At 72.3% G+C, this 7,642-nt stretch carries 4 protein-coding genes; all 4 read right to left on the bottom strand.

Annotated elements, in window-relative coordinates; genetic code table 11:
• Positions 1–111 precede the first annotated feature (111 nt).
• Positions 112–4,524, bottom strand: a complete 4,413-nt coding sequence (locus tag AB0M54_RS20175) for a multicopper oxidase domain-containing protein (protein WP_364473003.1) — start codon at positions 4,522–4,524, stop codon at positions 112–114.
• Between the two features lie 11 nt (positions 4,525–4,535).
• Positions 4,536–5,198, bottom strand: a complete 663-nt coding sequence (locus tag AB0M54_RS20170; RefSeq protein WP_364319591.1) for a DUF2182 domain-containing protein — start codon at positions 5,196–5,198, stop codon at positions 4,536–4,538.
• Positions 5,199–5,266: 68 nt separating this feature from the next.
• A complete protein-coding gene (locus AB0M54_RS20165) occupies positions 5,267–5,926 on the bottom strand; it encodes a DUF1326 domain-containing protein (protein ID WP_364473001.1) in 660 nt (219 codons plus the stop codon).
• Between the two features lie 13 nt (positions 5,927–5,939).
• Entirely contained in the window at positions 5,940–7,637 is a 1,698-nt protein-coding gene (locus tag AB0M54_RS20160) for a hypothetical protein (RefSeq protein ID WP_364472999.1), read from the bottom strand.
• Between the last annotated feature and the right edge of the window lie 5 nt (positions 7,638–7,642).

Raw genomic sequence — 7,642 nt, 5'->3', positions numbered from 1 at the left:
CCCGGGACTCACCACCTTGCGGCGTGGACCACACAGCAACGATCTCGGCCAGGTTGGAAGCAGCCACAGCAGCCGGGATCCCGGCGAGGCCCGTCTCTGACGGAGGGGCGGTCAGGGGCGTGGGGCCACGCGGATGATGCCCCAGACACCGCCCTCGACGGCCCAGCGGAAGGCGCCCGAACGGTAGGCGTGGTCACCGGCCGAGCCGGCCCTCATCTCGAGCGTGCGGGCGTACCCCGTGGTCAAACCGGACAGAGCCGCCTCGACCGGGCCGTCCGGCACCCAGGGCGCGGCCGGCCAGGACATGCCGTGCACCGTGAAGCTGTGGTTGCGGGGCTTGTCGGCGGCCCCGAGCAGGCGGAGCCACAGCCGGTCGCCGACCCGGGCCGGCCAGATCGGGGTGGGCGGGGTGTCGCGGCTCAGCACGTCGCGCGGGTGCGCCAGGGCCGTGCCGTAGTTGATGCCCTTCTGGCCGGCGTCCTCCGGGTCGTCGCCAGGTTCCACGTCGGGCACAGCCATCGTCGGGTTGCCGGCCACGAAGTGCCGCAGGCCGTCCTGCACCAGCAGCACCTGCTCGTTGGCCACCCGCTCACCGGATGAGCCGACCAGCACCACCTGGGCGCCGGTCCACTGCTCGCGCCCGGTCTCGGACGACACCGGTGTCACGCCGGTCGGCTCCACCACCAGCGCGCCGACCAGGCCGTGGTGCCGGTGGTTGCGCACGTCGGCCATGTCCTGCAGGTAGCAGACCTGGCCCTCGAGCCGGGGGTCGGCGAACCACCAGTACTCCCGCCAGTTCTGCCTGTCGTCGTGCCCGGCCGAGGCGTGCCCGTGCTTGTCCCCGGCGAGTAGGTCCAGGGCCGGCACCGTGCTGTCGTGGTTGCGCCCGACGAACGCCCCGTCGTCACTGACCACGTCGTACCGCAGCAGCGACGGATGCAGCGAGACCCGCGAGGACAGCGTCCGCTCGTCGTCCAGCGGCAGCGGCACCACCACCGGCTCGACGCCGAACGGCGGCAGCAGCGGATCGGTGGCGTCGGCCAGGTCGTTGATCAGCGTGACCCGGATCCACTCACCCGGCCGGGCCCTCAGAACCAGGGGCTCCTGGGTACGCGAGACTCCGTACGCCACGCGGCGCAGCCGATCGTCGTCATCGCGCTCCTCGACGAAGCCGTCGGCGGGGGAGAAGATCAACCCCCAGGGATCGGTCAGCGTACGGCCGTCGTAGAAGATCTCGCGCCGCCGGGCACTGACCACATAGTCCCGATCGGGCCGGGCCGGCCGTGGCGGCAGCGGCGCGGGGTCGAGGCCCGGCCGCCCGGGCAGGGGAGGCAGTTCCAGCAACGCCGAAGGGCTCGGCAATTGTGAACGGACGAGACCCCAGCATCCGAGCCACAGATCGTCCATGGCGGCGAAGTGCCACAGGTGATCACCCAGGCCGTACGCGTCCAGATCCAGCGTGAACGCCTCCGAGATGCCGATCGTCTGCTGGTTGACCAGGGCAGAACGGTCGTTCTTCCACTCGCGCGGCCAGCGCAGCCCGTGCGTCACGAAGCTGTGCTGCTCCTCGTGCGAGCCCTGGATGAGCCGGATCCGCAGCCGGTCGCCCGGATAGGTCCGAATGATCTCGGTTTCCGGGTCGCCCTTCTCCGGAGATGTGGAAGCGAACCACTGCGACGGGTCGTCACCCCGGAACGTCAACGGCGAACACCGGTAGTTGACCGCCATGACACCGGGGTCGTCGTCCCCGCCGAGCTCGCCCGGCGGATTCAACGGCGCCCCGGACGCGTCGACCAGCGGCACGAAGTCGCCGACCGCGATGCCGGCCTCGCGATAGGCGGGAAGCCCGGACGACAGCGGCGGCAGCACCACGGCCTGCGGCCCCGACCACGCGAGCGTCTCCTGATCGGGGAGCAGCCACCGCGACCCGAACGGCTCGGCGATCAGCGCCGCGAACAGCCCGTGTTTCTGCCGGTAGTTGGCCAGCAGGTGGTCGTGGAAGAAGCACGGCCCGAACTCCTCGTCCACCACCCACCGGTGCAGGCCCACGTTGACCGGCAACTCGTCCGGCCCGGAGGCGACCGTGTCGACGGCGGACGGGCAGGACGCGCCGGACAGGTAGTTGAACCCGGTCGACGACCCGTCCGCGACGAGCACGTCGAATTTCACCAGGTGTACGTGCAGCCCGCACTCGGCCGGCGGTACGGGCAGGTCGAATCCGTCGGCGGGCGCGCTGTCCAGGTTGTTGAACATCCGCCACTCGACGATGTCGCCGTGGTTCGCCCGTGGGAAGAACGGCTCGATCCGGTCGGCGGGCGGGTCGAACTCGACGCCGTCCACGGTCACCCGCCGGATCTGGTAGTGGTGCCCGCGCGGATCGGTCCAGCCCCGCGAGTTGTAGACCACCGGGTCGGCGTCCACCACCACGTCGTAGCTGATCACCCGCGGCGCCGGCTGGCCGGCCGCCGCGTTCCACTCGGCCGCGTCCCCGTCGAGGTCCACGAAGACCGCCCCGGGCCGGGGGTCGGCCACCACGCCGGGGGGAAAGGCGCCCGCCTCGAGCTCGGAGTGCGGCGGCATCCCGAGCAGCCGTCGCCGCCCGACGGCCAGCGAAGGGATCACGGCCGGCGGCGGGGGAGACTTCTGCGGGAACGCGGCGTCCATGAACCACGGAAAACCGGGGAGCTCCGGGGTACGGGGAAGAGGCGCCCGCCCCGGCAACGGCTCCAGCGGATGCACCGGCGTCCCGTCCGGGTAGGCCGGCACGCTCCCGTCGACCAGCCGGTCGAAGCTGCGCCAGAGCCCCCACATCCCGTGGTGGAAGTGCGGGTAGAGGTGGCAGTGCCAGATCACGTCGCCGGGCGCCTTCTGCCGGCTGCCCGACCCGTACAGCGGATCCAGCGTGATCCCGGTCTGCGGTCCGATCGTGATCGAGTCGACCAGCTGCGAGTCCGGGTCGGCCGCGATCTGCCGCCACTGATGCACGTGCAGGTGGTAGACGTGGGTCTCCTTGACCCCGGCGTGCAGGACGCGCACCCGGGCCGGGTCGCCCTTGTAGGCCCGGAAGATCGGCGTCACCGGGTCGCCGAAGAGCCACGAGCTGTGGTGCTGCTCCTCGCCGGCCACCCGCTCGAGGAACTCGCCGTCGCTGTTCCGGGCGACCAGGAACACCTCGGTCAGGTCGTCGTCGATGACCATCGTCATGGCGTGCTGGTCGATCTGGCCGGGCGTCGGCAGCGGCCGGTCGGCGGACTGTTCGACGAGCCGGCGCATCCGGTGCGGCAGCCGGTTCGGCATCGGCTCGGCCCGCAGCGACAGCGGCATCACGTCGTGCTCGCCGGCGACGTGCAGCCCGCTGTGCACCGACGGCTCGTCGTGCATGAACACGGTGAACTCGCGGTGGCTGTGCGCGGTGCCACTGTGGAAGTCCACGAACGGCACGTCGGGGCGGTCGTCCGGGACGATGATGTCCACGTACGCGCCGTCCGCGAACGCCGTGCCGGTGAGGTTCTCGCCGGTCTCCGGGTCGCGCCAGGTCGCGCCGGCCGGCTCGACCAGGAACGCGCCGAACAGGCCGTGGCTGTTGGTGCCGCGCTCGTCGCCCCGGACGTCGCCGAGGTCATTGATCACGTACGCGCCCTCGTGCGTGGCCGTCCAGTGGTAGGTGTGGCGCCCTTGGAACGGCACCAGCGACGAGATGTTGCGTCCCACCTCGGCGCCGTCGTCGATCTGGATGTCGTTGAGCACGTCGCCCTGCACGTGCAGGCCGACCTGACGGTCACGGATCTGGTTCTCGAAGCGCACCTCGACGCTCTGCCCGCGCGCGGCCCGCAGCACCAGCGGCCGGGCCAGGGGGAGCGGTCGCAGCGGGTTGAACCGGTCGTAGGCCGGCGTGTCCGCGCCCAGACCGGTCACGTCCGTTCTGTGATCGTTGAGGATCAGCCGCCGCACCCGGGCGGGGGAGAGGCCGGTGTCGCGAGCCAGCGCCCGCAGCGTGGTCTCGTCGTCCACCTCGAGCTTGGCCAGCCGCTCGGCGATCGCGGCCCGCGCGGCCGACAATGCGTCGGAATAGAGAACAACCCAGGCCGCCCGGGTCGCGGCGTCCGGTGGCAGGGTCCGTACGGCACCGTCGGTGAGCAGGTCGAGCGCGGCGAGGAGTTCGTCCACAGTGGCCCGCAGGTTCTGCTCGCGCGCCGAGAGCGGGAAAGAACGTTCGTTCTCGCTCTCGAGGCCGGTCTCGACCGGCGCCGTCACGCCATAGTCGAGCAGCGGGTCACCGGGCTCGAGCTTGGCCCGCATCAGCTCATAGCGCCGTAATCCGTCGACCACGAGCTGCGTCCACTGGGCGCGCTCGTGGGTGCGGGGCAGGAACTGGTCGTCGTCCTCCCAGCGCGCCCGCGCGAAGTCGAGCAGCGGCTGGTAGGCGCGCAGCACGAAGAGAAGGCCGCTGGGGTCGTGGTCGCCGTCGATCGTGTAGACGACCGGAAACTCGCACGCGACCACGTCGTAGGTGAGGTCAGCCATCAGGAAGGCTCCTAGGTGAAGAGGGCGTCCACGCCGAGCAGCAGCGAGACGCCGAGGATGAGGGCGGCCGCGCCCACCGGGCGGACCAGGGCGCGGCCCCACCGGGTGAGTCGTTCGGCGGCCATCAGAAGAGTGAGTACGGCCATCGCCCCGAGGCCGGCCGCGCCGGTGAGCAGCCCGACCGCCATCAGCGCCCAGCAGCAGCCGATGCACGACGCCGCGTAGACGACCGCGATCGCCGCGCTGCCTCTCAGGGGTTCGCCACGCCAGTGGGTCATGGCGATCCCGCGCGGCGTCCGGCAGGCGGTCAGGCAGGCGTCCTTCCACGGCGTGAACTGCCACGCCCCGGCCAGCACCAGCCCCGCCCCGAGCAGCGTCTGCTCATGCGGCAGCCGGAAGACGAGGGCGCCGAGCAGGTCGGTGCCGGCCGTGAGGACGATCCCGGTCACACCCCAGGCCGCGACAAAGATCAAGATCGCGATCCCGGTGTACGCCGCGGAGGACGTGAGCCCGAGGACGACGCGGAACAGCGGCAACGCCGGCGGCAGCATCATCGCCACCACCATGATCAGCCAGCCGCCGAGCGACGTGTGCCCGTGGTGATGGCCGCCGGGCTGACCGAGCGTCATCGCCACCCAGGCCACCACGCCCAGAGTGACGACGACACCGGTCACCCGATCCCAGCGTGGTGCGTATAGGTGCGCAGAGCTGCTCTGCGCACCTATAGGCAACAGTGGACGGGTCATCGCCGTGAACGGGGCGGGAGCGGGTCCGCGTACCGGAACCGCCCTCGCATCGCGGAGCGCCCGGCCACGTCCAGATACCCGCCCGCGAGCGCCGGCACCCGCACGGCCAGCCGCTCGGTGCGGTGCGCCGCGACCCCGTCGTCGCCGGCCACGCTGAGCTCCCGGTCCAGGGCGGTGTGCCGCAGGGTGAGCGGCTCGTCCTCGTCGAGCAGCACGTGCGGGGCGCCGGTCGCCTCGATCGGTCCGGCCCCGGGCACGCCGACCACCAGGTGCCAGCCGGCCTCGTCCGCGGTCATCTCGATCGGCGCCGCCAGCCGCTGCACGACCACCCCGCTGACCGCGGCCAGCTCGCCCAGCGGACCGGCCAGCTTCCCGGCGAACGCCGCGCCGAGCAGCTCGAACTGCCGGTCGTCGGCGTTCTCGTCGATGAAGATCGCGGTCGCCGTGGCGCCGGCCCGCCGCTCGCCGGCGTGGGTGGAGACGCTGACCACGGTGAGCTTGCCGACGTCCACGCCGTCGATGGCCGAGCCCTCGTCCAGCCGCCAGGCGAACAGCCCGGTGCAGTGGTCCTCCTCGGGCGCGTCGTCCAGCCAGCACGGGCAGACCAGGGTGCAGTCGCAGGCCTCGGTGAAGACGCCGGTCAGGAGATATCCCATCGTCGTGCCCCTCTCAGCGCCGGACGGTGACGGTCGTGGTGGCCGAGCCACCGCGGCTGGACGTGATCGCGATCGTGGCGCCGTTGGCCGGGATGATGTCCGTCTCGCCGGGGATGACCGTGCGCCGGACGTCCCAGCCGAGCGTGGCGTCCACCGCCGCGGTGCCGATCTCGACGCCGCCGAGGCTGACCGTGACCCGGTCGGGCAGCGGCCCGGTCGCGGTGCCGTCGACCCGCCAGCGTCCCGAGTCGGTGCGGAACTCGGCCCGGCCCACGGTGAGCGTGTCCACCGTCGGGGTCGGCGCGGTCACCACGATCACGACCGTGTCGGTCTCGGTGCCGTTCACCGTGACGGCGAACTCCAGCGAGCCGGCCGCCGGGGCGGTGAACGTCGTGCGTACCGAGGTGGGGTCGGACAGGGTGACCGGCGTGCCGGCGGTCTGCGTCCAGGTGAAGCTGGTCGCCGGGCCGGTGCTGGCGCTCGCGTCCAGGGCGACCAGGTCGCCGGTGACCACCGCGCGGTTGGGGCCGGCGTCCGCGGCGAGCGGGTCGGCCTCGGCGGCGGGGCCGGCGACGAGCACGTGCCGGGTGTGCGAGCCGCCGTGCGACGAGGTGACCTCGACCGTCGCGGGTGGCGCCTCGACGAACTCGAACGACGCCTTGCCGGCGGGCAGGTCGCCGAAGCCGGTGACGGTCAGCGTGGTCGGGCCGTCCACGTCGGAGGACGCGGCCTCGACGGTGAGGCGGCGGGCTGTGGTGTCGTAGTCGGCGACGAGCACGGTCACCGCGTCGACCAGCGGCGCGGTGACCGTGGTGGGCGGCTGGTCGGTGGTGTTGACCAGGTCGATCGTGGCGGGTGCGGCGGCGCCGAGCTCCGCGCGTACGTGATAGAGCGGGCCGGCCTCCCGCAGCGTGGCCCCCGCGGCCCGCAGCGTCTGATCCGGCTCGGAGACCGCGAAGACGTCCGCCACCATCGAGCCGGAGGTCCGCGTGTAGACCGCGCGGGTGACCTCGGCGCCGGCCACCGTGGCCAGCCGCCCCTGCAGCGAGAACAGGATCGTGGAGACCTCGTCGACGCCCGGGCCGCCCGCGCCCGGACCCTGGATCCGCACGACGTTGGTGCCGAACGGGCTGCCGGTGATCGTGTGGTCGACGCCGCCGATGCCGAGGTAGCCGTCCGGGGCGTCGCTGTCCCAGCTCAGGAACGGTGCGACCTCGCCGTCCCGCACCACGTCGTCGAACCGGAGCGCGGCGGCGCCGATGTCCTCGGTGACGAAGACCCGCCCGTTCTCGTCGGCGATCAACGGATCGGTCTCGCCGTACGGGTGGGTGAAGACGTACGCCGCGCCGGGGACGCCGTTGTCGATGCGGACCCGGATGCGCGCGAACACCTGCTGCTGACCGTCCTGCGGGACCTCCAGCGCGAACGCCGCCTCCAGGGCCAGGACCACCCGCGCGCGACCGGGCCGGGTCCCGCCGCCGATCGGCAGCTCGGCCTCGGCCAGGAAGTAGAAGGCCTCGTCCGGGAAGTTCCCGGGAAAGCTCACCGGCGCGGCCGGGTCGGGCAGTTCGCCGATGGCCGGGGTGTTCGGGTCGGCCGGGTCGAAGGCCAGTTCGAGCCGGACCCCGTTCGCGTCCTTGTACCAGCGTGGGAAGCCGTTGTCCGGATTTATCGGACCACGGACGGCCAGCCGGTCGTTGTTGCGAATCATGCGGT

The sequence above is a fragment of the Actinoplanes sp. NPDC051470 genome (assembly GCF_040682035.1).
In the GTDB taxonomy this organism is placed as follows: domain Bacteria; phylum Actinomycetota; class Actinomycetes; order Mycobacteriales; family Micromonosporaceae; genus Actinoplanes.
This window is presented reverse-complemented; position numbering and strand designations above follow the sequence as displayed.

What these genes read in the sequence shown, in the direction of transcription:
- AB0M54_RS20175 (WP_364473003.1), bottom strand. Translation starts at nt 4,524, where the DNA reads ATGGCTGACCTCACCTACGACGTGGTCGCGTGCGAGTTTCCGGTCGTC.
- AB0M54_RS20165 (WP_364473001.1), bottom strand. Translation starts at nt 5,926, where the DNA reads ATGGGATATCTCCTGACCGGCGTCTTCACCGAGGCCTGCGACTGCACC.
- AB0M54_RS20160 (WP_364472999.1), bottom strand. Translation starts at nt 7,637, where the DNA reads ATGATTCGCAACAACGACCGGCTGGCCGTCCGTGGTCCGATAAATCCG.